This is a genomic window from Streptomyces sp. NBC_00989 (assembly GCF_045162655.1).
In the GTDB taxonomy this organism is placed as follows: Bacteria; Actinomycetota; Actinomycetes; order Streptomycetales; family Streptomycetaceae; genus Streptomyces.
In genome coordinates this window covers 7,394,665-7,417,608 of record NZ_CP108728.1, presented here as the reverse complement: position 1 = coordinate 7,417,608, position 22,944 = coordinate 7,394,665, and the positions used below count along the sequence as shown (strand labels likewise).

General features: G+C 70.4%; 21 protein-coding genes. 13 read left to right on the top strand and 8 right to left on the bottom strand.

Annotated elements, in window-relative coordinates:
* Positions 1-12 precede the first annotated feature (12 nt).
* On the bottom strand, positions 13-468 hold the full coding sequence (locus OG714_RS33085) for an HD domain-containing protein (protein ID WP_406126535.1): 456 nt from the start codon (positions 466-468) through the stop codon (positions 13-15).
* Positions 465-1,652, bottom strand: a complete 1,188-nt coding sequence (locus OG714_RS33080) for a PP2C family protein-serine/threonine phosphatase (RefSeq protein WP_406126533.1) — start codon at positions 1,650-1,652, stop codon at positions 465-467. Before OG714_RS33080 ends, OG714_RS33085 begins: the two co-directional genes overlap by 4 nt.
* Positions 1,653-1,814: 162 nt before the next feature.
* Between OG714_RS33080 and OG714_RS33075 the strand changes: the two genes are divergently transcribed.
* Positions 1,815-3,077 carry a GNAT family N-acetyltransferase gene (locus OG714_RS33075; protein ID WP_406126532.1) on the top strand — a complete coding sequence of 421 codons (1,263 nt, stop codon included), beginning with the start codon at positions 1,815-1,817 and terminating at the stop codon, positions 3,075-3,077.
* Positions 3,078-3,093: 16 nt separating this feature from the next.
* On the opposite strand, the gene OG714_RS33070 is transcribed toward OG714_RS33075, so the two are convergent.
* Together OG714_RS33070 and OG714_RS33065 are read right to left on the bottom strand one after the other, a co-directional pair.
* Entirely contained in the window at positions 3,094-3,909 is an 816-nt protein-coding gene (locus OG714_RS33070; RefSeq protein ID WP_406126531.1) for an Fpg/Nei family DNA glycosylase, read from the bottom strand.
* A gap of 69 nt (positions 3,910-3,978) precedes the next feature.
* Positions 3,979-4,464, bottom strand: coding sequence for a ribose-5-phosphate isomerase (locus OG714_RS33065; protein WP_406126529.1), 486 nt, complete (start codon positions 4,462-4,464; stop codon positions 3,979-3,981).
* 215 nt (positions 4,465-4,679) lie between these two features.
* Between OG714_RS33065 and OG714_RS33060 the strand changes: the two genes are divergently transcribed.
* Entirely contained in the window at positions 4,680-6,116 is a 1,437-nt protein-coding gene (locus OG714_RS33060) for an amino acid permease (protein ID WP_406126527.1), read from the top strand.
* Between the two features lie 32 nt (positions 6,117-6,148).
* On the opposite strand, the gene OG714_RS33055 is transcribed toward OG714_RS33060, so the two are convergent.
* On the bottom strand, positions 6,149-8,170 hold the full coding sequence (locus tag OG714_RS33055; protein ID WP_406132041.1) for a serine/threonine-protein kinase: 2,022 nt from the start codon (positions 8,168-8,170) through the stop codon (positions 6,149-6,151).
* A gap of 230 nt (positions 8,171-8,400) precedes the next feature.
* Between OG714_RS33055 and OG714_RS33050 the strand changes: the two genes are divergently transcribed.
* Positions 8,401-9,141: an LPXTG cell wall anchor domain-containing protein gene (locus OG714_RS33050; protein WP_406126525.1), complete on the top strand. Its 741-nt coding sequence runs from the start codon at positions 8,401-8,403 to the stop codon at positions 9,139-9,141.
* 210 nt (positions 9,142-9,351) lie between these two features.
* Here the strand turns inward: OG714_RS33050 and OG714_RS33045 are convergent, their stop codons facing one another.
* Positions 9,352-9,933, bottom strand: coding sequence for a biotin transporter BioY (locus tag OG714_RS33045; RefSeq protein WP_406126523.1), 582 nt, complete (start codon positions 9,931-9,933; stop codon positions 9,352-9,354).
* A 463-nt stretch (positions 9,934-10,396) separates the two neighbouring features.
* Between OG714_RS33045 and OG714_RS33040 the strand changes: the two genes are divergently transcribed.
* From OG714_RS33040 to OG714_RS33005, 8 genes are all read left to right on the top strand, one after another.
* Positions 10,397-11,596: an ROK family protein gene (locus OG714_RS33040; RefSeq protein ID WP_406126522.1), complete on the top strand. Its 1,200-nt coding sequence runs from the start codon at positions 10,397-10,399 to the stop codon at positions 11,594-11,596.
* A gap of 275 nt (positions 11,597-11,871) precedes the next feature.
* Positions 11,872-12,942: an ABC transporter substrate-binding protein gene (locus tag OG714_RS33035; RefSeq protein WP_406126520.1), complete on the top strand. Its 1,071-nt coding sequence runs from the start codon at positions 11,872-11,874 to the stop codon at positions 12,940-12,942.
* 5 nt (positions 12,943-12,947) lie between these two features.
* A complete protein-coding gene (locus tag OG714_RS33030; protein ID WP_406126518.1) occupies positions 12,948-13,820 on the top strand; it encodes an ABC transporter permease in 873 nt (290 codons plus the stop codon).
* On the top strand, positions 13,796-14,530 hold the full coding sequence (locus OG714_RS33025; RefSeq protein ID WP_406126516.1) for an ABC transporter ATP-binding protein: 735 nt from the start codon (positions 13,796-13,798) through the stop codon (positions 14,528-14,530). The genes OG714_RS33030 and OG714_RS33025 overlap by 25 nt, the downstream gene beginning before the upstream one ends.
* Positions 14,531-14,715: 185 nt before the next feature.
* The gene (locus OG714_RS33020) at positions 14,716-16,071 is read left to right on the top strand and encodes an LLM class flavin-dependent oxidoreductase (protein WP_406126514.1); all 1,356 of its coding nucleotides are present in this window, start codon (positions 14,716-14,718) and stop codon (positions 16,069-16,071) included.
* Positions 16,072-16,083: 12 nt separating this feature from the next.
* Complete coding sequence (locus OG714_RS33015; protein WP_406126512.1) at positions 16,084-16,974, top strand: TauD/TfdA dioxygenase family protein; 891 nt, start codon at positions 16,084-16,086, stop codon at positions 16,972-16,974.
* 77 nt (positions 16,975-17,051) lie between these two features.
* On the top strand, positions 17,052-17,687 hold the full coding sequence (locus OG714_RS33010; RefSeq protein ID WP_406126510.1) for a superoxide dismutase: 636 nt from the start codon (positions 17,052-17,054) through the stop codon (positions 17,685-17,687).
* Positions 17,688-17,844: 157 nt separating this feature from the next.
* Positions 17,845-18,009, top strand: coding sequence for a hypothetical protein (locus OG714_RS33005; RefSeq protein ID WP_406126508.1), 165 nt, complete (start codon positions 17,845-17,847; stop codon positions 18,007-18,009).
* Here the strand turns inward: OG714_RS33005 and OG714_RS33000 are convergent.
* The gene (locus tag OG714_RS33000; RefSeq protein ID WP_406126506.1) at positions 17,981-18,598 is read right to left on the bottom strand and encodes a histidine phosphatase family protein; all 618 of its coding nucleotides are present in this window, start codon (positions 18,596-18,598) and stop codon (positions 17,981-17,983) included. The genes OG714_RS33005 and OG714_RS33000 overlap by 29 nt on opposite strands.
* A complete protein-coding gene (locus tag OG714_RS32995) occupies positions 18,595-20,055 on the bottom strand; it encodes an FGGY-family carbohydrate kinase (RefSeq protein WP_406126504.1) in 1,461 nt (486 codons plus the stop codon). The genes OG714_RS33000 and OG714_RS32995 overlap by 4 nt, the downstream gene beginning before the upstream one ends.
* Before the next feature lie 70 nt (positions 20,056-20,125).
* Between OG714_RS32995 and OG714_RS32990 the strand changes: the two genes are divergently transcribed.
* Together OG714_RS32990 and OG714_RS32985 are read left to right on the top strand one after the other, a co-directional pair.
* A complete protein-coding gene (locus OG714_RS32990) occupies positions 20,126-21,166 on the top strand; it encodes a 2-hydroxyacid dehydrogenase (protein ID WP_406126502.1) in 1,041 nt (346 codons plus the stop codon).
* Between the two features lie 310 nt (positions 21,167-21,476).
* Positions 21,477-22,898: an FGGY family carbohydrate kinase gene (locus tag OG714_RS32985; protein ID WP_406126500.1), complete on the top strand. Its 1,422-nt coding sequence runs from the start codon at positions 21,477-21,479 to the stop codon at positions 22,896-22,898.
* The last annotated feature ends 46 nt before the right edge of the window (positions 22,899-22,944 follow it).

Here is a 22,944-nt window from a genome sequence, read left to right as displayed (position 1 = left end):
GGTCGGGGACGCCTAGTCAGGGACGCTCAGGCCGAGGAGTGCGCGCATCCGTGCGTACTTCTCGGTCAGTCGTCTCCGGGTCGGTTCGTCGAGGACCGCGAGGCGGGCCGGGTCCGCGTTGTGCGCCAGGTCCGCCTCCTTCACGAGGAGTGCGCCGGGGGTCGCGAGAACGCGCCCCGCGTACGCCTCCAGGGACTCCCCCGCCCGCTTGGTGACCGCCAGCACGATGTCCTTCGTACGACGGCTCAGCGCGGCCTCGCTCAGCCACCGCTCGGTGAGTGCGTCGTCCTCCACGGAGTCGTGCAGCCAGGCCGCCGCGATCTGCTCGGCGTCGCCGCCACGCGCGCGTACGCCCTCGGCCACCGCCTGGAGGTGCTCGGCGTAGGGGCGGCCCGCCTTGTCGGTCTGGCCCTCGTGGGCGGCGCGGGCGAGGGTCTCGACCTCGGCCGGGGTGAGGAAGCCGGTCATCGGGGCAGGGCCTGTGCGGCCGCCGTGGGGCCCTCGCGGCAGACCAGCAGCAGGGCCCGGTCGTCGTTGACGTCCTTGGCGACCGCCTCGATCAGGTGCCAGGCGGCGCCGTGGAAGCCGCCGGCGACATAGCGGTCGGCCTCGCCGGTGAGGCGGTCGATGCCCTCGACGATGTCCCGGTCGGAGGTCTCCACCAGACCGTCTGTGAACAGCATCAACACGTCCCCGGGCCGCAGCGATCCCTTCACAGGGTCGAACTGCGCGCCGTCGTACACACCCAGCAGTGGCCCTTCCGCCGCCTTCTCCTCCCAGCGGCCGCTGCCCGCGCTGAGCTGGAGGCCCGGCGGGTGTCCTGCGGAGAAGAGTTCGTAGTCGCCGGAGTCGAGGTCCAGGACGAGGTGGATCGAGGTCGCGAAGCCCTCGTCCCAGTCCTGGCGGAGCAGATAGCCGTTGGCTGCGGGGAGGAACGCGTGCGGGGGCAGCGAGCCGAGCAGGCCGCCGAAGGCGCCGGAGAGGAGCAGGGCGCGTGAGCCCGCGTCCATGCCCTTGCCGGAGACGTCGGTGAGGACGACCTCCATGGTCCGACCACCGTTCGTCCGGGCCGCGACCACGAAGTCCCCGGAGAACGACTGGCCGCCCGCCGGCCGCAGCGCCATCTCCCGGTGCCAGCCCTGCGGCAGCTGCGGGAGCTTGCTCTGCACCCTGATCCGTTCGCGCAGGTCGAAGAGCATGGTGCCGCCGCGCCGCCAGGGCACGCCCACCCGGCTGCGGAACTGCGCGATCAGCAGCCCGAAGAAACCGCACGCGGCCACCACGAGCACCACGCCCGGGGTCACCCGCGCCGGGCCCTCGGTGTACGGGCCGAGCTTCACCGACTCCACGATCAGGCCGGTGGCCGCCGCCGCGTACAGACCGAGCAGGCTCGCGGGGCGCAGCAGCAGGCCGCCCGCGACGATCGGGAGGACCAGCGCGTTCGGCGAGCACCACACCGGGTTGGCGAGGGTCATGGCCACGATCACCGGGATCGTGATCAGCAGCCCGGCCAGCGCGACCCAGTCCGAGCCGTCCCCGCGGAAGTAGTCGACGGCACTTCTGCGCAGGCCGGTGCGGACCCGGTGAACCAGCTTCCTCAACCGGGCCATGAACGTGTCGGCCTCCGCGCGCCGCTCTCGTCCTGCTGCCATTAGTTCGGGACCCTATCCATCCGACCAGCCGCTTGGCACGGGAGGTCCCACTTGTCCCCCCTGCGAGGTTCAACTTCACAGTGAACTTCACCGGAGGCCCTCGCGGTGGCGCCCGGCGGAAATTCCCTGGCTCGTCCCGCAATGCCCTGGTAGGCATGGCTCATGGGGACAGTTGCGAGAAACACACCGGCCGAGCCGACCGAGCTGCGGGTACTGCGCCAGGACGAGTGGAACACCTGGTACGACAACCTTGTCAACGCTTTTGGTGGCGTCCCGGAGTCGCCCGAGGAGCGTGAGCTGTGGCAGGGGCTCACCGAGTTCGACCGCTTCCTCGGCGTCTGGGACGGGGACGCGTGCGTGGGGACGGCGGGCGCGTTCAGCTTCCGGCTCACCGTGCCCGGCGGCGCCTCGGTGCCCGCGGCCGGCGTCACGATGGTCAGCGTGGCCGCCACGCACCGGCGCCGGGGCATCCTGACGTCGATGATGCGCCGGCAGCTGGACGACGTACGGTCCTGGGGCGAGCCGCTGGCCGTCCTGACGGCCTCCGAGCCGGTGATCTACGGCCGGTTCGGCTACGGCACCGCGACGATGCGGACGACCGCCGAGATCGACACCGACCGGGTGCGGCTCTCGGTGCCGCCGGGGACGGACGACGTGCGCCTGCGCTACGCCGAGCCCGCCGCCGTACGCGACCAGTGCGAGGCGGTGTACGCGCGGCTGGTGGCCGGGCGGCCGGGGATGACGGCGCGGCGGCCCGGGTGGGAGGACCTGCCGCTGCTGGACCCGGAGAGCGAGCGGGAGGGGTCCTCGCCGCTGCGGTGCGTGGTCGCCGAGCGGGACGGTGAAGTCGTCGGCTACACGCGGTACTTCGTCAAGCCCGAGTGGGACGTCCAGGGTCCCAAGGGGACAGTCCTGCTGCGTGATCTGGAGGCGCTGGACCCGGCGTCGTACGCGGCGCTGTGGCGGTTCCTCTTCGACATCGACCTGACGCGGAAGATCGCGCTGCGCAGCCGTCCCGTCGACGACGCCTGGCAGCATCTGGTCTCCGACATCCGCCGGTGCGGTATCCGGCAGGTGGACTCGCTGCACGTACGGCTGGTGGAGCTGGGGGCCGCGCTGGAGGCGCGCGCCTACCAGGCGCCCGTGGACGTCGTGTTCGAGGTCGAGGACGCCTTCTGCCCCTGGAACGAGGGGCGTTGGCGGCTCACCGGCGACGCGAAGGGCACCGCCTCCTGCAAGCGCACGGAGGAGCCGGCCGATCTCGCCCTGTCCGTACGGGAGTTGGGCGCCGCCTATCTCGGTGGGGTGTCCCTGGCGTCCCTCGCGGGGGCCGGCCGGGTGCGGGAGCTGCGGGCGGGGGCGCTGGCCGAGGCCTCGCTGGCGTTCGGGTCGACGGTCGCGCCCTGGCTGCCGCACGGGTTCTAGACCATCCGTAACAGCCCTACGGCTTCTGGCAGTCGGGGCACCAGAACAAGTTGCGGGCGGCGAGGTCGGCGGTGCGGATCTCGCCGCCACAGATGTGGCAGGGGCGGTTCGCCCTGCGGTAGACGTACACCTCGCCGCCGTGGTCGTCGACGCGCGGCGGGCGGCCCATCGCCTCGGGGGTGTGTTCGGGGCGGACGGTGTCGATGCGGTTGTTGCGGACGCCCTCGCGCATCAGCTCGACGAGGTCGGCCCAGATCGCGTCCCACTCGGCGGGCGTGAGGTCCTTGCCCGCGCGGTACGGGTCGATGCCGTGCCGGAAGAGCACCTCGGCTCGGTAGACGTTGCCGACGCCCGCGATGACCTTCTGGTCCATCAGCAGGGCCGCGATCGTCGTACGGCTGCGGGAGATGCGCCGGTACGCCGCGCTCGGGTCGGTGTCCTCCGGCGGGCGCAGGGGGTCGGGGCCGAGGCGGTCGTGTATCGCCTGCTTCTCGGTGTCCGTGATCAGGGCGCAGGTCGTGGGGCCGCGGAGATCGACGTACGACGTGTCGTTCGCGAGGCGCAGGCGGACGGTGTCGGTGGGCGGGGGTGCGGGGGCTCCGCCGAAGTTGACCTTGCCGAACAGACCGAGGTGGATGTGGATCCACTCGCCGTCACGGAAACCGAGGAAGAGATGCTTGCCGTGGGCTTCGGTGCGGGTGAGTTCCGTGCCGTTCAGCAGCGCGGCGGCGTCGCTGAACTTGCCCTGGGGACTGGTGACTTGTACGGCTCGGCCGGTGAAGTGACCGCCGTAGTCCAGCGCAAGCCGGTGAATCGTGTGCCCCTCTGGCACCTGACGAACTCCCTTTCCCACCTGCCCACCCGTCTCGGTCAGTTGACGGGTGGGCCTTGAAAAGCGTGCCTACTGCTGCGGGTGGTGCGCCGGAATCTCCGGCAGCTCCCCCGTCGCCTCGTACTTCGCCAGCATGTCGATGCGGCGAATGTGCCGCGGGTCCTCGGAGAACGGCGTACCGACGAAGATCTCGACGAACTTCGTCGCCTCCTCCTCCGTGTGCATCCGCGCACCGACCGCGACGACGTTCGCGTTGTTGTGCTGACGGCCGAGCGACGCGGTCTCCTCGCTCCAGGCGAGGGCCGCACGCACGCCCTTCACCTTGTTCGCCGCGATCTGCTCGCCGTTGCCGGAGCCGCCGATGACGATGCCGAGGGCCTCGGGGTCGGCGGCCGTGCGCTCGGAGGCGCGGAGGCAGAAGGGCGGGTAGTCGTCCTGGGCGTCGAAGATGTGGGGCCCGCAGTCGACGGGCTCATGGCCCGCGTCCTTGAGCCACTCGACGAGGTGGTTCTTGAGTTCGAAGCCCGCATGGTCGGAGCCGAGATACACGCGCATGCGTCGAGTGTGACACGGCTGTTTCCGGGAAGCAGCTCCGGGGCCCGACCACGTTAAATACAGGCAACGCCTGGCAACCTCAAGGAAACCTCAAGTAACGATCTGGATTCAAAGGTTCAGGAATTCCTTTACCTCCGATTCACTGGACCGACTCGTACGCCGCTCGTACGAGCACCCCCCACCGGCATCCCAACCGGCGTAAAGGAAATCCCCCCATGACTTCTGGTTCCGGCCTCCAGGCAGGACTCAAGAACCGACATCTTTCGATGATCGCGATCGGCGGCGTCATCGGCGCCGGCCTGTTCGTCGGTTCCAGTTCGGGCATCGCGACCGCGGGACCCGGCATCCTTCTCTCCTACGCGCTCGTCGGCACGCTCGTGGTGCTGGTGATGCGCATGCTCGGCGAGATGTCGGCCGCGAACCCCACCTCCGGCTCGTTCTCCGCGCACGCCGACCGCGCGCTCGGCCGCTGGGCCGGTTTCTCGATCGGCTGGCTGTACTGGTTCTTCTGGGTCGTCGTGCTCGCCGTCGAGGCGACCGCCGGCGCCAAGATCCTCGAAGGGTGGATACCGGCCGTACCGCAGTGGGGCTGGGCGCTCATCGTGATGGTGGTGCTGACCGCCACGAACCTCGTATCGGTCGGCTCCTACGGCGAGTTCGAGTTCTGGTTCGCCGGGATCAAGGTCGTGGCGATCGGCGCGTTCATCGTCGTCGGCGCGCTGGCGGTCTTCGGCGTGCTGCCCGGCGCCCACACCGACAAGGCGGGCCTCGGCAATCTCACCGACCACGGCGGCTTCCTGCCGAACGGTCCCGGCGCGATCCTGACCGGTGTCCTGCTGGTCGTCTTCTCCTTCATGGGCAGCGAGATCGCCACGCTGGCCGCCGGTGAGTCCGAGGACCCGCAGCGCGCGGTCACCAAGTCGACCAACAGCATCATCTGGCGCATCGGCATCTTCTACCTCGGCTCGATCTTCGTCGTCGTCTGCCTGCTCCCGTGGAACGACCCGTCGATCAAGGCGCAGGGCTCCTACGTCGCCGCCCTCGACTCCCTGGGCATCGCGCACGCCGGTCAGATCATGAACTTCATCGTGCTGACCTCGGTGCTGTCCTGCCTCAACTCCGGCCTCTACACGGCCTCCCGCATGGCCTTCTCGCTCGGCGGCCGCGGTGACGCGCCGAAGGCGTTCGCCCGCACCACGTCCCGTGGCGTACCGATGGCGGCGATCATCGCCTCCGTCGTCTTCGGGTTCGTCGCCGTGTTCTTCAACTACGCCTTCCCGGACACCGTCTTCCTCTTCCTGGTCAACTCCTCGGGCGCGGTGGCCCTGTTCGTGTGGCTGGTCATCTGCGCGTCCCAGCTGCGCATGCGCCGGATCATCGAGCGCGAGTCGCCCGAGAAGCTCGTCGTGAAGATGTGGCTGTACCCGTATCTGACCTGGGCGACGATCGCCCTGATCGTGTTCGTCCTCGGCTACATGCTCACCGACACCAAGGGCGAGAGCAGCGGCCGTACGACCGTTCTGCTGTCCTTGCTCGTCGCGTTGGCCGTGGTGGCGGTCTCCGTGGTCAAGGAGCGGGTGCGGGGCGGGAAGGCGGTCACGGCCGCGGTCTCCGACACGGATACGGACACCGACAAGGTGTCCGTGGGCTGAGGAAGTCCGCCAAGGAAGTTCGCTGACGATTTTCACAGCACGACGAAGCTGTTCCTGACCTTGTCGTAGGTCTTCAGGGCCTGGGTCTCCACGCCCGGCTGGTACCAGGTGTTGATCTGGTACGACTTCCCGTCCTCGTCGAAACCGAGCAGCCGGGCGTGCCACGGGACGCCCTTGAGCGTGAACGTGTACTCCCAACTCACCGCCGGGTGACCGCGGAACGTCGTCCTGTCGAGGCGGATCTTCCGGTAGTCCCGCCCCTTGCGCGCGCTCAGCTCCGAGGCCTCCCAGGTCTCCATCAGGTCGCCCCGGGCGAGCGCCGACTTGCCGACCAGCTCCTGGCTCCCGTCCGGTGACGTGTAGTGGACCTCGGCCCCCGTCTTCAGATCCCGCCGCCACCCGGCGGGCGTCGCCCACGCGAACCCGCCCGCCTCTCGGTGCGTGCCCGGGGGCAGGGTCGGGGGGCGGTAGGTGCCCTCGACCGTGGGAGACGGGGATACGGATACGGAGGCGGAGGCGGAGGCGGACGGTTCGGCCGAAGTCGCCGAAGCGGATGGAGTGGATGAAGTGCCGGACGAGCCACCGGAGTTCGCGAGGATCGTCCCGACGACTGCACCTGCGACCACCACGGCCGCGGCGGCGATCAGTCCGGTACGGCGACGGATGCGGTGCGTGCGCTCGGGGGTGAACGGCCGCGCGGGGCCCGGGAGTTCACCGCCGGGCGGCAGAGCGGCGGGGCGGGGCGCGCGGGCCGGGTGCGGGCCGAGGGCTACACGTGGTGGTGCCGGACGGGGAGCGGGCGGCCGGGACGGTTTGGGCGCGGGCTTTCGCTGGGTCAGCGCTTCGGCTTGTTCGGCGCGTACGAGGGAGACGCCTGCCTTGCGTAGGGCAGTGCGCCGGGAGTTGTTGGACGAGGCCTCGGAGCTCAACTCGGAGGCGGCCTCGGCGGCGGAGGCCGGTTCTTCTACGGCGGGACGCTGCGTCGGTATCGCGTCCTCGACGGGGTGGGGGCCGGGGACTGGGTCGAGGTCGGGATCGGGGTCGTAGAGCCGGGGATCTCGTGCCGCACGGACGAGTGACGGCGCCAGGAAGGCCGGGGTCGGCGACTCTCGATAGACCTCGGGCGGTGTCTCCTGACAGCCCCCGGGTGGCGTCTCCTGAAAGCCCTCGGGCGATGTCTCCTGATGGACCTCCAACTCCGCGTCCCCAGCGGCCAGTTCGTCACCCTCCGGCTCCTCCGGCTCCTCCGGCTCCTCCGGCTCCTCCGGCTCCTCCGGCTCCTCCGGCTCCTCCGGTCCCGCCGGCGGAGACGCCAGCGGCACCAGAGCCCGCTCCAGCTCATCCAGCCCCGGCCGGTCCTCAGGCTGCTTCCGCAGCAGCGCGGCGAGGATGTCGTGCAACGGCCCCGCAGCCGACGGGAGTTCGGGCTCCTCGTACAGAACCGCGTGCAGAGTCGCCAGTGTTGTGTCCCGGGAGAACGGTGAGCGGCCGCCGAGTGCGGCGCAGAGTGTCGCGCCGAGGGACCAGATGTCCGAGGGCGGTCCCTGGGGCCGGCCCGAGATGCGCTCGGGTGCCATGTAGTCGGGCGAGCCGACGAGCATGCCGACCACGGTGAGCGCCGTGGCGTCCTGGATCGCGGCGATGCCGAAGTCGGTGAGCACGACGCGTCGGCCGCGGTGCTCGACGAGTACGTTGCCGGGTTTGATGTCGCGGTGCAGGACGCCTCCCGCGTGCACCTGGCGCAGGGCGGCCACCAGGCCGAGTCCGATGCGGGCCACCTCGCGCGGGCCGAGTGCGCCGTCGTCCGCCAGCACGCGTTCCAGGGAGCGGCCGGCGACCAACTCCATGACGATCCACAGGCGTTCGCCCTCGTCCACGACGTCGTAGACACGCACGACGTTGGGGTGGTCGATGCGGGCCGTCGCCCGGGCCTCGCGCAGGGTGCGCTCACGGCGGGTGCGGGTGTCCTCCGCGTCGAGGCCGTCGATGCGCATTTCCTTGACCGCGACCTGCCGGTCGAGCATTTCGTCGGCGGCTCGCCACACCCGCCCCATTCCCCCCTGGCCGATACTCTCGACCAGCCGATAGCGCCCGGTCACCAATAGCCCCGGAGTGCCACCGCTCCTCACGTTCCCCGTATTCCCCGGCAATCCGCTGCACCCCCACAATGGTCACACTTCATGCCGTACCAGCATAGTGCGGAGAAATCTTGTGGTACCTCTTCAAGTACTGCGAATTCAGGCACAGTCGCAGGGGGATACAGGGGAACACAAGGGGGACGAACATGAGTTCTCGTCGTGCGACGGCCATCGCCACGGCCGTCACAGGTTCGCTGCTCACGGCATCTTTCTCGGCGGTGATGATCCTTTCCTTCACCGCCTCGGCGGATGACCAGGGACCGGGGAGCGGCAAAGGCGGAAAGGCGATGGACGCGGCTCCGGCGGGGGTGAAACTGACCACGCTGCTGCCGGAGAAGATCTCGGTCGACAACAGTTCGAAAAAGACGGCGATCACCGCCACGGTGAAGAATGAGGGGACCAAGGCGAGCGGTGATCTCAATCTCCTGGTCGTCGGTTTCGACGGCCTCAAGGTCACCAATGTGCAGGGCTGTTCGGCGATCGGGGAAAAGGATCTGCCGCCCGGTTCGAACAGCGGATTCAAGTGCTCCGTCGGCGCTCTCGCCGCGGGCAAGTCGAAGTCGTACGCCGTCGACGCGACGTACGACCTGAGCAAGGCCGGGAAGATCTGCCTGCCGGTGATGTCCGCCGACGGCAAGAAGACGTTCTGGCAGCAGGGCCCGGTCCCGTTCGGTACGACGAACCCGTCGCCGAACGCCCCGGCCACCCCGTTGCTGCTCGGCACCGACAACAAGCCGGTGGCACCGGGCGGCGACACGCTGCCCAGGACAGGGGTCGGCGAAGACGTGCTCCCCCTGGGCGCGGCCGGCGCGGCGCTGATCGCGGCGGGCGCGGCGGGCCTGTACTGGTCACAACGGCGGCCGAGGCAACGGCCGTTGGAAGGCTAGGCAAGGGAGAGGGCGAGAGGGAGCGAGAGGGGGAGGGCCGGGTCGCGGGAGCACCCGGCCCTCCCCTTCTCCTGCCGGTCGGCGCCCAGGCCGCCGGGCACGGGCTGCCGGGTGCCTCCGAGGGGCTGTACGACGTGGAAACGCGGAAGAGGCTCGCCGGACTCAAGTCGTTCTACGACCCGGCGAACCTCTTCCGCGGTAACTGCCTTGTCAGCTCTGCTTGTTGACGAACTTCCAGGCCGTCGGCGTCGCGCCCATCGCCAGGGTCGCCTTCAGGGCGTCGCCGATGAGGAACGGGGTGAGGCCGGCGGCGAGCGCGGCGCTCGTCGAGAGGTCGAGGCTCAGCGCCAGGTACGGGACGCCGATCGCGTAGATGATCGCCTCGCCCAGCAGCATCGTGCCGGCCATGCGGAGGACCGAGCGGTCGGCGCCGCGGCGGGCCAGGGCGCCGACGGCGGCGGACGCGAGCAGCATGCCGACGATGTAGCCGAAGGAGGCGCCGCTCCCGGAGGTGCCCTGGGCGAACCACGGCACGCCGGCGAGGCCGAGCAGCGCGTACAGCGCGAGCGAGAGGAAGCCGCGGCCGGCGCCGAGGGACGTGCCGACGAGCAGTGCGGCGAAGGTCTGGCCGGTGACCGGGACCGAGGAGCCCGGCACGGGCACGGCGAGCTGGGCGGCGAGGCCGGTGAGCGCGGCGCCGCCGAGCACGAGGGCGATGTCCCGGACGCGGGAGGCGGGCAGCAGGTCGGCCAGGACCTGGCCCGGGCGGGCGGTGGCGACGGCGGTACTCAAGGGGGACTCCGCAGGTTGACGGGGGTACAGGGGGACTTTGTGACGCTATCCCGGGGCCCTCGGTCCGATCACCGTCAGCGTTCGACAAAGGGTTCGTCGGGGACTTGGTGGGCTCCGGACAAAGGATGCCTGTTACACGCGCCCGGGCGTGATGCCGGTCACCCGGACCTCGTGCCGTCCCGCACACCGGCGCCGTTGCCGCCTCGCGCACCGGCATCCGTGCCGTCTCGCACACCGGTCACCGTCTGGGCAGCCGTGAACCGCTTTGCTAGCTTCGACCGCATGGTTGCCCAGGCCCGGAACTTCGCGTCGCGTCGCTACGTCGACCTGCGACGCCAGGCCGCGGCGACCTGTTACCGCCCCTGAGGCGGGCGGAGCGGATCCGGTGCGCCTCGACGTATGTCTCGCGTGAGATGCACAAGACGACGGCGCACTGTCGGACCCGTTCCCGAGGAAGATCCCCATGCCCCGTACCGCGGCACCCCTTCTCGCCTCCCACTCCCCCCACTCCCCCGTACCGCGCGCCGCCGACAGCGACCGGCGGCGCACCAACGCGAGCGTCGTCCTGCGCTCGGTGCTGGAGCACGGCCCGGTGGCCCGCAGCACCATCTCCCGGCTGACCGGGCTGTCCCCGGCGTCGGTCACCGACTACTGCGCCCGCTTCGCCGAACTCGGGCTCATACGGGAGTCCGCCACACCCCAACGCTCGAAGGGTGTGGGCCGACCCCATGTGCCCGTCGACCTGGACGCGTCACGATTCGTTGTGGGCGGAGTCCATGTGGCGGTGCCCTATACGACGGTCGCCCTGCTCGATCTGCGCGGGCGAGTGGTGGCCGAGCGGCGGATCGGGCACGACAGCACCGACCCGTCCCTGGTGCTGGCGCGGGCCGCCGAGGGGCTGGACGCCCTGCTGACCGAGGCGGCCGGGACCACCCCGCTGGGCGTCGGGGTCGCCGCCGGCGGCTGGGTCGACCGGGACTCCGGGACCATCGTCGAACATCCGCTGCTGGGCTGGCGGGACGTGCCGGTACGCGAACTGCTCGGCGCCCGCACCGGACTGCCTGTCCATGTCGACGGCCACGCGAGGGCGTTGGTGAACGGCGAGCGGCTCTTCGGGCGGGCCCGCGGCAGCCGTAGCGTGCTGCATCTCTTCGTCGGCAATGTGGTCGACGCGGCCTTCGCCACCAACGACGAGGTGCACCACGGTCCCCGCTCGCAGGCCGGCGCGATCGCCCATCTGCCGTTGCGCGGCGGCACGGAACCGTGCGACTGCGGGCGCGTCGGCTGCCTCCAAGTCGAGCTGAGCGAACGGACGTTGTGCCGCCGGGCCCGGGAGGCGGGGATCGTCGACGGGGTGAACCCGACCCATGTCGTGGCCGCGGCCGAGTGCGGAGACCCCGTCGCCGTACGGCTGTTGACGCAGCGGGCGCGGATGGTGGGGCGGGCGGTCGGGCTGCTGCTCGACATCCTCAACCCGGAGACGGTGGTCGTCACCGAGCTGGGGGTCGTACGGCGGGAGGACTGCCTGCGCGCGCTGCGCGAGGAGGTCGGGGACGCGCGGGCGTCGGCTGTCGTACCGACGAGTTTTCCGGATTCCGTGCTCGCGGTGGCGGGCGGTTCGGTGATGCTCGATGTGCTGTACCGGGATCCGTTGAGCGTGTGACCGAGCACGTGGCCTAGCGTTTCACCGGGGCGTATTTAATTCAGAAACTCGGAATGTTGACAGGGGGCGCGCATGACCGGGAACATCCTGGTCATGAGCCTGCAGATGAGTTGTCGCACTTCTTGTTGCTGACCCGTTGACGCGCCCCGGGCGCCGGTCTCATCCTGCCTGAATTTCCTTCTCCGGCTTTCTCCGGCCGTGAATTCTGCCTGCGATCCGTGTGCGATCCGCATGCATTTTCCGCGTTCCCATGACTTTGATCAGGGAGTCCTCCCATGCCTCGTTCCCGTGCGCCCGGCGTCGACCGGCGGCTCTTCCTCACCTCCGTACTCGGTGCCGCCGCAGGCATCGCCGGCCTCAGCGGCTGTGCCACGAGCAGTGCCGCGGCCGCCAAGTCGGGGGCCGGACTGTCCGCCCCGCTCGCCGAGAAGGTCCCGTCCGGTACGAGTCTGAAGATCTCCTCGTACCTGAACACCCAGCAGCTCCAGTTCAAGCTGGCGAAACTGCCCAAGTTGCCGTTCACCGTGTCGAGTTGGGTGAACATCGGCGCCGGTCCCGATGTCATCAACGCGTTCCGCGCCAAGTCCCTGGACCTCGCCAACAACGCGGGTATCCCGCCGATCCAGGCGCACTACCAGGGCTACGACGCGAAGATCGTCGCGATCGACGTCACCCGCAAGCCCAACTACCTCTTCGCCACCAAGCCCGGGAGCGACATCCGCACGGTCGCGGATTTCAAGGGCAAGAAGCTGGCGTTCTCGCAGGGGCAGGCCCAAGGAGTCGTCCTGCTGCGGGCGTTGAAGGAGGCCGGGCTGAAGTACGACGAGGTGAAACTGGTCCCGCTGACCAGCAACCAGTTCTTCACGGCTCTCCAGTCGGGCCAGGTCGACGTCGCCCCGCTCGCCAACAGCCAGGCACCGGCGTACCTCAAGCAGTACGAGGCGAAGGGCGCCCGCGCGATCACGACCGATGTCGTAGACCTGCTCAATCTGTTGTGGGCGCCGTCCGCCGTGCTGGCGGATCCGGCGAAGGCGGCCGCGATCGCCGCGTACATCCCGCAGTGGGCGCGGGGGCAGGTCTGGCAGTACGAGCACCCGGACACCTGGAACGAGGAGTTCTACGTCAAGACGCAGAACCTGACCCTCGCGCAGGCAAAGTCGGTGACCGCTCTCGCCAACAAGCCGTTGTTCCCGCCGAGTTGGGACGAGGCCGTGAAGTGGGAGCAGGAGACCGCCGATCTGCTCGCGGAGGGCGGCTTCGTGAAGGAGTTCACGGTGGACTCGCTCTTCGACCGGCGCTTCGAGGGGATCGCGGCGAAGGCCGTGGCGGCGGAGTACCGGAAGTGACGGCCATGACGACCTCCACGTCCCGGACGACGGATACGTCCGCCGCAACCTCCGTACCGGTGACCGCCGTTGAGGGTGTCGCCGAAGCACCACGCAGGCGGCGGCGCGGGCTCGCCCCCGGCAAACGGCTGCCCGCCTCCCGGGTCGTCGGGCCCGCCCTCTTCTTCGCCCTGTGGGCCGTCGCCTCCGCCGCCGGGCAGTTGGACCCGGCCGCGATCCCGGCGCCCTGGACGGTGCTGCGGACCGCCGGCCGGCTGTGGACGTCCGGCACGCTGCCCACGGACATGCTGACCTCGCTGGAACGCGCCGCCTACGGCTTCGCGCTCGGCCTCACCGCCGGTGTCGTCCTCGCGCTGGCCGCCGGGCTGAGCCGGATCGGCGAGGCGCTGATCGACGGGACCGTGCAGCTCAACCGGGCGATCCCGACCCTGGGTCTGATCCCGCTGTTCATCCTCTGGCTGGGCATCGGCGAGACCTTCAAGATCGCCATCATCGCGATCGTCGTCTACATCCCGATCTACCTCAACCTGCACGCCGCGCTGTCCGGCATCGACCACCGTTACGTCGAACTCGCCGAGGTCCAGGGCCTGTCGAGGCTCCAGTTCGTCCGCCAGATCGTCATCCCCGGCGCCCTGCCCGGCTTCTTCGTGGGCTTGCGCCTCGGGGTGACCGGCTCCTGGCTGAGCCTGGTGGTCCTGGAGCAGATCAACGCCACCAGCGGCCTCGGCTACATGATGTTCCAGGCCCAGAACTACGGCCAGTCGGACGTCATCCTCGTCGGCCTGCTGATCTACGGCGTGTTCGGACTGGTCTCCGACAGCGCGGTCCGTCTCGTCGAACGGAGGGTGCTGTCATGGCGCCGCACACTCAGCAACTGACCACCGCGCCTGCCGTCCCTGTGGTTTCTGCGGTCCAACTCCGGGGGCTTACACGGTCGTTCGATGGCCGTACGGTTCTCGACGCAATCGATCTGGATCTGCCCGCGGGACAGTTCACCGCCCTGCTCGGGCACAGCGGTTCTGGCAAGAGCACGTTGCTGCGGGCCATCGCGGGGCTCGACCACGAGGTCGTAGGGACTGGTCAACTCACCGCCCCTGAACGGGTGTCGGTGGTGTTCCAGGACTCCCGGCTGCTGCCCTGGCGGCGGGTTCTCGACAACGTGCTGCTGGGGACGGAGGGCAAGGAAGCGGCCGCGAAGGGCCGCGAGGCCCTTGCCGAAGTGGGGCTCGCCGGGCGTGAGCGAGCCTGGCCCAACGAGCTGTCCGGGGGTGAGGCACAGCGGGCGGCGCTGGCCCGGTCGCTCGTCCGCGAGCCCGAACTCCTGCTGGCGGACGAGCCGTTCGGGGCGCTGGATGCTTTGACCCGCATCCGGATGCACGTGTTGCTCCGCGAGCTCTGGGAACGGCATCGGCCCTCGGTGCTGCTGGTCACCCACGACGTGGACGAGGCGATCGTCCTCGCGGACCGGGTGCTGGTGCTGGAGGAGGGGCGGATCGGGCTCGACTTGGCCATCGACCCCGAGGTGCCGCGTGCGGAGTACCGGGAGCGGTTGTTGACGGCGCTCGGTGTGACGTCGGATTCCCGGTGAGCGTCGGCTGCTCGTGCCGTCTGCTGGGGGCTGCGCCCCCAGACCCCCATCGGCCCTGAAGGGGCCTCGTCCTCAAACTCCCCCAGAGGGGGGACCCCCAACAGGCTGAGAAATGCCGGCCTTCGCCGAGAGGTCGCCCCACGGGCCGATTCACGCACCCGGAACTCCCACCCAAAGGACCTGGCATGCCCCGCCAACTCCACCTCAACGCCTTTCTCATGAACACCGGTCACCACGAGGCTTCTTGGCGCCTCCCGGAGAGCAACCCGTACGCCCACGTCGAGCTGGACCACTACACACACCTCGCCCGGATCGCGGAGCGTGGCACCTTCGACTCCCTCTTCCTGGCGGACGGGCCGCAGTTGTGGAGCAACCTCGCCCAACGCCCGGCCGGAGCGCTGGAACCGCTCACTCTCCTCACCGCGCTGGCGACGGCCACCGAGCACATAGGCCTGATCGCCACCGCGTCCACGTCGTACAACTCCCCCTACAACCTGGCCCGTAAGTTCGCCTCGCTCGACATCATCAGTGGCGGCAGGGCGGGTTGGAACATCGTCACCACCGCCGGTGCGGAGGCCGCCCGGAACTTCGGTCTGGAGCACGAGCCAGCGCACGCCGAACGGTACGCGCGGGCCGCCGAGTTCCTCGATGTGGCGCTGAAGCTCTGGGACAGCTGGGAGGACGACGCGGTCGTCGCCGACAAGGTGGCCGGCGTGTGGGGCGACGACGCGAAGATCCACCCTCCGCGTCACCAGGGGACGTACTTCAGTGTCGAGGGAGCCCTCAACGTCCCCCGTTCACCGCAGGGTTACCCCCTGCTGGTGCAAGCGGGTTCGAGCGAGGACGGCAAGGCGTTCGCGGCGCGGTACGCGGAGGCGGTGTTCACCGCGCAGCAGACCCTCGCCGACGCGCAGGCCTTCTACAAGGACCTCAAGTCCCGTACGGCGGCGGCCGGTCGGGACCCCGAGCACATCAAGGTGCTGCCAGGCATCGTCCCGGTGCTCGGTTCGACGGAGGCCGAGGCACGCGCGAACGAACGGCTGCTGGAGGACCACATCGTGCACACGCACGGCGTGGACCGCCTGGAGCGACTCCTGCAACTACCGCCCGGCACGCTGGAGTTGGATGCCCCGCTCCCCGCCGATCTGCCTCCCGAGGGCTCCATCGAGGGCGCGAAGAGCCGCTACACACTCGTCGTCGAACTGGCCCGCCGCGACCGGCTGACCGTACGACAACTCATCGGCCGGCTCGGTGGCGGGCGCGGGCATCTCACCTTCGCCGGTACGCCGGAGCAGGTGGCCGACGCGATCGGGTCCTGGTTCACGCAGGGTGCCGCCGACGGCTTCAACATCATGCCCGCGGTCCTGCCGTCCGGCCTCGACGCCTTCGTCGACCACGTCGTCCCGATCCTCCGCATCCGCGGCCTGCTCCGCACGGAGTACGGCCCGCGCACGACCCTCCGGGAGCGCTACGGCCTCCCCCGCCCGGCCAACCAATACACCCGACCCACCACCCGGCCCACCCAACCCGCCCTCGTCTGAAAGGACTTCACCATGTCCATCGAGATCCAGAAGGTCACCGCGAACATCGGCGCCCGCGTGTCGGGCGTGGACATCGGCAAGCCGCTGGACGCCGAGCAGGTGACGGCGATCCGCGAGGCCCTCAACGTCCACAAGGCCCTGGTCTTCGACGACGTCCACCTCGACGACGAGGGCCAGGAGGCCTTCGCCCGCCACTTCGGCGACCTCACCACCGCGCACCCCACGGTGCCCGCGGTCGACGGCGCCCCGAACGTCCTGCCCGTCGACAGCGAGCGTGGCCGCGCCAACCACTGGCACACGGACGTGACCTTCGTCCTCAACCCGCCCCAGGCCAGCACCCTGCGCAGCATCACGATCCCGCCGTACGGCGGCGAGACCCTGATCGCCAGTTCGGCGGCGGCGTACCGCGACCTGCCCGAACCGCTGCGCGTCCTGGCGGACACCCTCTGGGCGGAGCACACCAACGACTACGACTACGCCGTACCGGAGGAGTCGATCGACGCCGAACGGGCCGCCCAGCGCGCCCAGTTCACGTCGATCAAGTTCCGTACGGTCCACCCGGTCGTCCGCGTCCATCCGCTGACCGGCGAACGCGGCCTGTTCACAGGCGGGTTCGCGCAGCGGATCGCCGGCCTGTCGGCGGGCGAGTCCCGCAAGATCCTGGACCTCCTCCAGTCCTACGTCACCCGCCCGGAGAACATCCTGCGCTGGCGCTGGTCCCCCAACCAGCTCGTCCTGTTCGACAACCGCATCACCCAGCACTACGCCATCGACAACTACGACAACCAGCCCCGCCGCCTCAACCGCGTCACCGTCGCCGGCGACATCCCGGTCGGCATCGAGGGCAAGGAGAGCTACTCGATCGAGGGGGACGCGTCGCACTACACGTCGGTGGCGGAGTAGCCACACGGAGCCTTTTCGCTGCTAGGTTGTAGTTGCAACCTATGTGCAATAAGAGGCTCGAAGGGGATCGATCCGCCATGCCCGTCTACACGCTGCCCGACCTGCCCTACGACTACTCCGCGCTCGCCCCCGTGATCAGCCCCGAGATCATCGAGCTGCACCACGACAAGCATCACGCGGCCTACGTCAAGGGAGCCAACGACTCGCTGGAGCAGTTGGCGGAGGCACGCGACAAGGAGCAGTGGGGTTCGGTCAACGGGCTGGAGAAGAACCTGGCGTTCCATCTCTCCGGCCACATCCTGCACAGCATCTACTGGCACAACATGACGGGTGACGGCGGCGGCGAACCCCTCGCGGCCGATGGCGTCGGCGGCCTCGCCGACGCCATCACCGACTCCTTCGGCTCCTTCGCCGGCTTCAAGGCCCAGCTCACCAAGGCCGCCGCGACGACGCAGGGTTCGGGCTGGGGCGTCCTCGCCCACGAGCCGTTGAGCGGCCGACTGATCGTCGAGCAGGTCTACGACCACCAGGGCAACGTCGGCCAGGGCTCGACCCCCCTCCTCGTCTTCGACGCCTGGGAGCACGCCTTCTACCTCCAGTACCGGAACCAGAAGGTCGACTTCATCGACGCGATGTGGGCGGTCGTCAACTGGCAGGACGTGGCGAGGCGTTACGAGGCGGCGAGGTCCCGCCGGACGATCCTCTCCGCATAGGAAGCGTCCTGCCTCGTGATCGTCTTCTCACCTTTCACGCGGGCGGGCACATGAAGAGGAAGGCCCCCCGAGGACGTGACTCGGGGGGCCTTCCCCTCCCTTCTTTCCGCATCCCTGTCTTGCAACTCCAGCGGCTGGAGGTCGTGGACTCGGAGCCATGGACAGCACGCGAACAGCGGCGCGCTCACTGGGTATCGGCCAGGCCGAGGTGCACGGGGTGCTGAACCGGCAGAGCACGGTGACCGAGGTGGCCGCGACCCACGTCGCGGCGCTCGATGCGGGGACCGCTCCCGTCACCCCTCCTCCCCGCACGGCACGTTGAGCGACAACAGCGCCACCGTCCCCTCCTGTACCCGGAGTTCGCTCACCGCGGCGTTCCGCAGTCTCGGGAACACCCGCCGGTATTCACTGAGCGGAATCCCCAGCAACCGGCACAGCACCAGTCGGAGCAGGGTGTTGTGGGCGACGACCAGTACGCGTTGATCGGGGTGGGCGGCCGCGATGCGGTGCAGCGCGGTCGCGCCGCGCGTTGCTGCTGCCGTCGGGTCCTCGGCGCCGGGGAAGGCGTGGGCCACCGGGTCGGTGCGGAACGCCTCCGCCGCCTCGGGGTTCTCCGTCTCGAACTCCGCGAGGGTACGGCCCTCCACCACGCCGAAGTCGCATTCGCGCAGGGCGGGTTCGGTGTGGGGGGTGAGGTTCAGGGCCCGGCACGCGGGGGCCGCCGTGAGGACGGCTCGGGACAGGGGGGACGTCCAGATCGCGTCCACCGGGTGGGCTGCTGCCCAGTGGCCCAGGGCTTCCGCCTGCGCGACCCCCGTGTCCGTCAGGGCGACGTCGCTGATGCCGGCGTAGCGGTTCTCGGCGTGCCAGATGGTCTGGCCGTGGCGGGCGAGGAGGAGGGTGGTGCTCATGAGTCGATCGTGTCCTCGTTCAGGCGGGTGCGGGTGTGGGTCGCGAGCGGGGTCGGCAGCCAGCCTCGGGTCTCCAGTTCGTCCACCAGGCGAGCGTACGGTTCGATGAAGCGGGCCGTGTGGGACGCGCGGGGGGCGAGGACCGTGCGGATGCCGACCATACGGTCGGCCACATCCGACAGAGCGATGCCGCCCGTCCCCGTTCCGTACGCCGCCAACACCGCCATCCCCAGGGCCGGTTCGATCTGTTCCGGTACCCGGGCCGGGCGGCCGAGGATGTCGGTGCGGAGCTGGTTCCAGTACGCGCTGCGGGCTGCGCCGCCCGTGAAGGTGAGGGGGCCGTCTATCGGGGCGCCGAGGTGGTGCAGGTAGTCCAGGCACAGGCGCTCGGTGAACGCCACGCCCTGCAGTACCGCCGCCCAACCGTCCGCTTCCGAGGCCGGCTTGCCCAGCGTGAACGCCGTGGCCTGCGGGGCGACGAAGGGGAAGCGTTCGCCGGGCGAGGAGAGCGGGTACGTCAGGGCGCCCGACGGTTCGTACTCGGCCGCCCGGATGTCCATCTCCGACGGGTCCGGCCCCACCGGCAGTGCGCCCGCGCCCACGCTCGACGCCCCGCCCGGTAGCCAACTGCCGTCCGGTGCGCGGTGGTTGTAGACCACTCCGGCGTCGTCCCGGACGGGGCTCGCGGACGCGCCCTTGAGGACCAGGGTGGTGCCCAGTACCGAGTTCCAGGCGCCGGAGCGCAACGCCCCCGACGCGATCTGGGCCGCGCAGCCGTCCGTCATGCCCGCGATGACCGGGGTACCGGCGGGGATGCCGGTCGCTTCGGCGGCGGTCCGGCAAACCTCGCCCAGCCGGGTGCCGGGGCGGACCACCCCCGGCAACACCTCACCCAAATAGGCCAGTTGGGGCGGCCATGCCTCGCGCTCCGCGTCGTAGCCCGTCTTGAGGGCGTGGCTGGAGTCGGTCGAGACCGTCCCGCCGCCGCCCGTCAACCGGGCGGTAATCACGTCGGGTTGGTGAGTCACCCGTCCGGGGCCGTACGCGCCCAAGAGCCACAAGGCCTTCGGCAGCGCCCAGCTCGTCTGCATCCCGACCCGCGCCGCCTCCTCCACCGCGCGCCCGTCGTCGTACATCAACCCCCGTGTGAGCGGGCGGCCTTGGGTGTCCGTCAGCAGGACCGTCCCGGAGGTGCCGCACACCGCGAGCCCGCCGATCCGTACCCCTGACGCCCCTCGTCCCCTCAGCGAGGACATCGCGGCCCGGGACGCCGCGCACACCGCCTCCCACCACTCCCCCGGATCCTGTTCGTGCCGTACGCCGCCGTCCCGGTGGTTGGTCAGCGGGGCGGTGCCCGCGCCGAGGACCGTGCCGTCGGCCGTGACCAGCAGTGCGCGGACGCTCTGCGTGCCCAGGTCGATCCCCAGCCACGCCTCGGGTTCACCCTCGAACATCATCCGGACCTCCCACGGGGTTACGCATTCGGCATTCCCCGTTCATCGTGGCGGAGAGGGAGGGAGCCCCACGATGACCGAGACCCTGCGTGTCGTCGCCGCCGGTGACCATTTCGTACTGCCTTCGCTGATCGCGACGGCCATCGCCGAGGAACTGCGCGAACACCCTTTCACTGTGAGCGAGTTGACGCTCGGCTGGCCCTTGGAGCCCTTCGGGGCCGTCGCCGAGGTGGAGGAAGCCAGCGATGCCGAGGACGAGTTGATCGACGCCCTGCGGAGCAGCGGCGGCCAGGTGCTGGTCACCCAAATGGGCCCGGTCACGGAGCGCGTGCTCGATGCCTGCCCGGATCTGCGGCTGGTCGTCGTGTGCCGGGGCGGGCCCGTCAACGTCAACCTGGACGCGGCGAAGACCCACGACGTACGGGTGTGCTTCGCGCCCGGCCGCAACGCCGCCGCGACCGCCGAGTTCACCGTCGGCATGATGCTGTCCGCGCTCCGCCGCATTCCACAGGCCCATGAACTCCTTGCCGGGCAGGGGAGTTGGGAGGCCGGGGCCGCCTACTACACGTACGAGCACAGCGGGCTGGAGCTGGAGGATCTGCCGGTCGGGCTCGTCGGGTACGGGGCCGTCGGCAGCCGGGTGGCCCGGGTGCTCTGCGCGTTCGGGGCGCGGGTGATGGTGTACGACCCGTATGTGCACGGCGAGATCCACGGGCTCCGGGTCGGCGAGCTGGACGAACTCCTCCGCCGGTCCCAAGTCATCACCCTGCACGCCCGGTTGACCCCCGAGACGCGTGGTCTGATCGGCGCCCGCGAGCTGGCGCTGCTGCGGCCGGGTGCGGTGGTGGTGAACGTGGCGCGGGGTCCGTTGCTGGACGAGGAGGCGTTGTGCGACGCGCTGGAGAGCGGGCAGGTGTCGGCTGCCGCGCTGGACACCTACGCGCGCGAGCCGTTGCCCGCCGGTTCGAGACTCCTCGGCCTCACCGACAGGCTGGTCCTCACGCCTCACCTGGGCGGCGCCTCACGGGCAGTGGCCGAGAAGGCGGCACGCATAGCGGCGAGGGAAGTCGGCCACTGGGCACGCCGGGAGCCTCTCGCACACCAACTCGGTTGAGGGCCCACCAAGTTGGACTGTCCCCACGCCGACGGCCGAGAGGGAGCCGTAGGGGCGCGCCGGTGTCGAGAGACCCAGCGCGCGGAGGCGCGCAGCGCCGAGCACGGTGGGGCTCTCGACACCGGCTCCCAGCGCCCCGAAGGCGACCGAACCAAAAGAGGTACGCGCACGGTGCCTACCCGACACGGGCCCACCCACGCGGCACCTGCCCAACACCGGCCCACCCACGCGACACCATCCCCACACCGGCCCACCTCCACCCCGCACCTCACATCACCCACCCACACCCCCACCCCCAGGAGGCCCCCACATGTACGTCGGAATCGATGTCGGCACGTCCACGGTGAAGGCCGCCGCCTTCGACGGCACCGGGCGTCAACTCGCCGTAGCCGCAAGGCCGGTTGAGCTGTCGATGCGCGGTGGGTTCGTCGAGCAGGACATGGACGAGGTCTACGGCGCGGTCGTCGCCGTACTGGACGAACTCGCGGCGGAGGTCGACGGGCCGTTCGAGCTCGCCGGGCTCACCGGGCAGGGGGACGGGGTGTGGCTGGTGGACGCGGAGGGGCGGCCGGTGCGGGCGGCGGCGTCCTGGATGGACGGGCGGGCGCACGAACTGCTCGATCAGTGGCTGGCGGACGGGACGTTCGAGACGGTGTTCCGGCGGACCGGGAGCGCGATGTTCCCCGGGTGTCCGGGGCCGCTGCTGGCGTGGCTCGCGGCGCACGAGCCCGCCTCGCTGGACGCGGCCGCCACCGCCCTGTACTGCAAGGACATGGTGTTCCAGCGGCTGACCGGGGCGCGGGCGACCACCGATGTGTCGGACGCGTCGATGCCGTTCCTCGACCCCCGGACGCGGTCGTACGACAACGGTGTCGTCGAGCTTCTCGGGCTGACCCGACGACGGCGGCTGCTGGCCCCGGTCGCCGATCCGGTCGCCACGGCCGAGACGCGTGGGGAGGGGTTGCCGGCGGGGACCCGGATCGCGAACGGGCCGTACGACCTGCCCGCCTGCGCGCTGGGCGCGGGGGTGACGGAACCGGGTGACGGGCTGCTGATCGTCGGGACGTGTCTCGCCAGTCTCGTCGCGACCACGGAGCTGGACCTGAGCGGTGAACCGGCCGGGCTGTACATCTCCCTCGACCGGCCGGGGCACTGGTTGCGGGCCATGCCGGCGATGGTCGGTACGGCGGCCCTGGACTGGGTGCTGTCGACGACGGGCGTCCGGCACGAGGAGGTCGACGGGCTGCTCGCGGCGACCCCGCCGGGCGCGAACGGGGTGCGGGTGCTGCCGTACTTCGCGCCGTCCGGTGAGCGCGCGCCCTTCGTCGAGCCCCGTCTGCGCGCCGAACTCACCGGCGTTTCCCTGGAGTCGACGCCCGCCGACCTGATCCGCGCGACCTGCGAGGGCATCGGTTACGCGGCCCGGCACTGTCTGGAGGCGGCGGGCCTGACGGGGTCGCTGGCGGTGTGCGGCGGGGGTACGCGCAGCCCGGCCTGGATGCGGCTGCTCGCGGATGTGCTGGGGCGGCCGTTGCGGGTCGTGGAGGGCGAGGTGGGGGCGCGGGGCGCGGTGCTCGCGGCGGCCGAGCGGTACGGGGTTCCGTTGGACGCGGGGGCGTGGACGCGGCCGACGGAAGTGGTCGAGCCGGACGCTGGGCGGGCCGCGTTCTACGCCAAGGGGTTCGAGGACCATCTCGCGCGGCTGACGGCTGCGCGCCACCGGAGCCGGTGATTTCGGGGGCGGGCGCCCGCGATTCGCGGTGTACTACCGGCCTGGC

Coding starts and splice junctions, on each gene's coding strand:
- OG714_RS33085 (WP_406126535.1), bottom strand. CDS start 468: ATGACCGGCTTCCTCACCCCGGCCGAGGTCGAGACCCTCGCCCGCGCC.
- OG714_RS33080 (WP_406126533.1), bottom strand. CDS start 1,652: ATGGCAGCAGGACGAGAGCGGCGCGCGGAGGCCGACACGTTCATGGCC.
- OG714_RS33075 (WP_406126532.1), top strand. CDS start 1,815: ATGGGGACAGTTGCGAGAAACACACCGGCCGAGCCGACCGAGCTGCGG.
- OG714_RS33065 (WP_406126529.1), bottom strand. CDS start 4,464: ATGCGCGTGTATCTCGGCTCCGACCATGCGGGCTTCGAACTCAAGAAC.
- OG714_RS33060 (WP_406126527.1), top strand. CDS start 4,680: ATGACTTCTGGTTCCGGCCTCCAGGCAGGACTCAAGAACCGACATCTT.
- OG714_RS33055 (WP_406132041.1), bottom strand. CDS start 8,170: ATGGGGCGGGTGTGGCGAGCCGCCGACGAAATGCTCGACCGGCAGGTC.
- OG714_RS33050 (WP_406126525.1), top strand. CDS start 8,401: ATGAGTTCTCGTCGTGCGACGGCCATCGCCACGGCCGTCACAGGTTCG.
- OG714_RS33040 (WP_406126522.1), top strand. CDS start 10,397: ATGCCCCGTACCGCGGCACCCCTTCTCGCCTCCCACTCCCCCCACTCC.
- OG714_RS33035 (WP_406126520.1), top strand. CDS start 11,872: ATGCCTCGTTCCCGTGCGCCCGGCGTCGACCGGCGGCTCTTCCTCACC.
- OG714_RS33030 (WP_406126518.1), top strand. CDS start 12,948: ATGACGACCTCCACGTCCCGGACGACGGATACGTCCGCCGCAACCTCC.
- OG714_RS33025 (WP_406126516.1), top strand. CDS start 13,796: ATGGCGCCGCACACTCAGCAACTGACCACCGCGCCTGCCGTCCCTGTG.
- OG714_RS33020 (WP_406126514.1), top strand. CDS start 14,716: ATGCCCCGCCAACTCCACCTCAACGCCTTTCTCATGAACACCGGTCAC.
- OG714_RS33015 (WP_406126512.1), top strand. CDS start 16,084: ATGTCCATCGAGATCCAGAAGGTCACCGCGAACATCGGCGCCCGCGTG.
- OG714_RS33010 (WP_406126510.1), top strand. CDS start 17,052: ATGCCCGTCTACACGCTGCCCGACCTGCCCTACGACTACTCCGCGCTC.
- OG714_RS33005 (WP_406126508.1), top strand. CDS start 17,845: ATGGACAGCACGCGAACAGCGGCGCGCTCACTGGGTATCGGCCAGGCC.
- OG714_RS33000 (WP_406126506.1), bottom strand. CDS start 18,598: ATGAGCACCACCCTCCTCCTCGCCCGCCACGGCCAGACCATCTGGCAC.
- OG714_RS32995 (WP_406126504.1), bottom strand. CDS start 20,055: ATGATGTTCGAGGGTGAACCCGAGGCGTGGCTGGGGATCGACCTGGGC.
- OG714_RS32990 (WP_406126502.1), top strand. CDS start 20,126: ATGACCGAGACCCTGCGTGTCGTCGCCGCCGGTGACCATTTCGTACTG.
- OG714_RS32985 (WP_406126500.1), top strand. CDS start 21,477: ATGTACGTCGGAATCGATGTCGGCACGTCCACGGTGAAGGCCGCCGCC.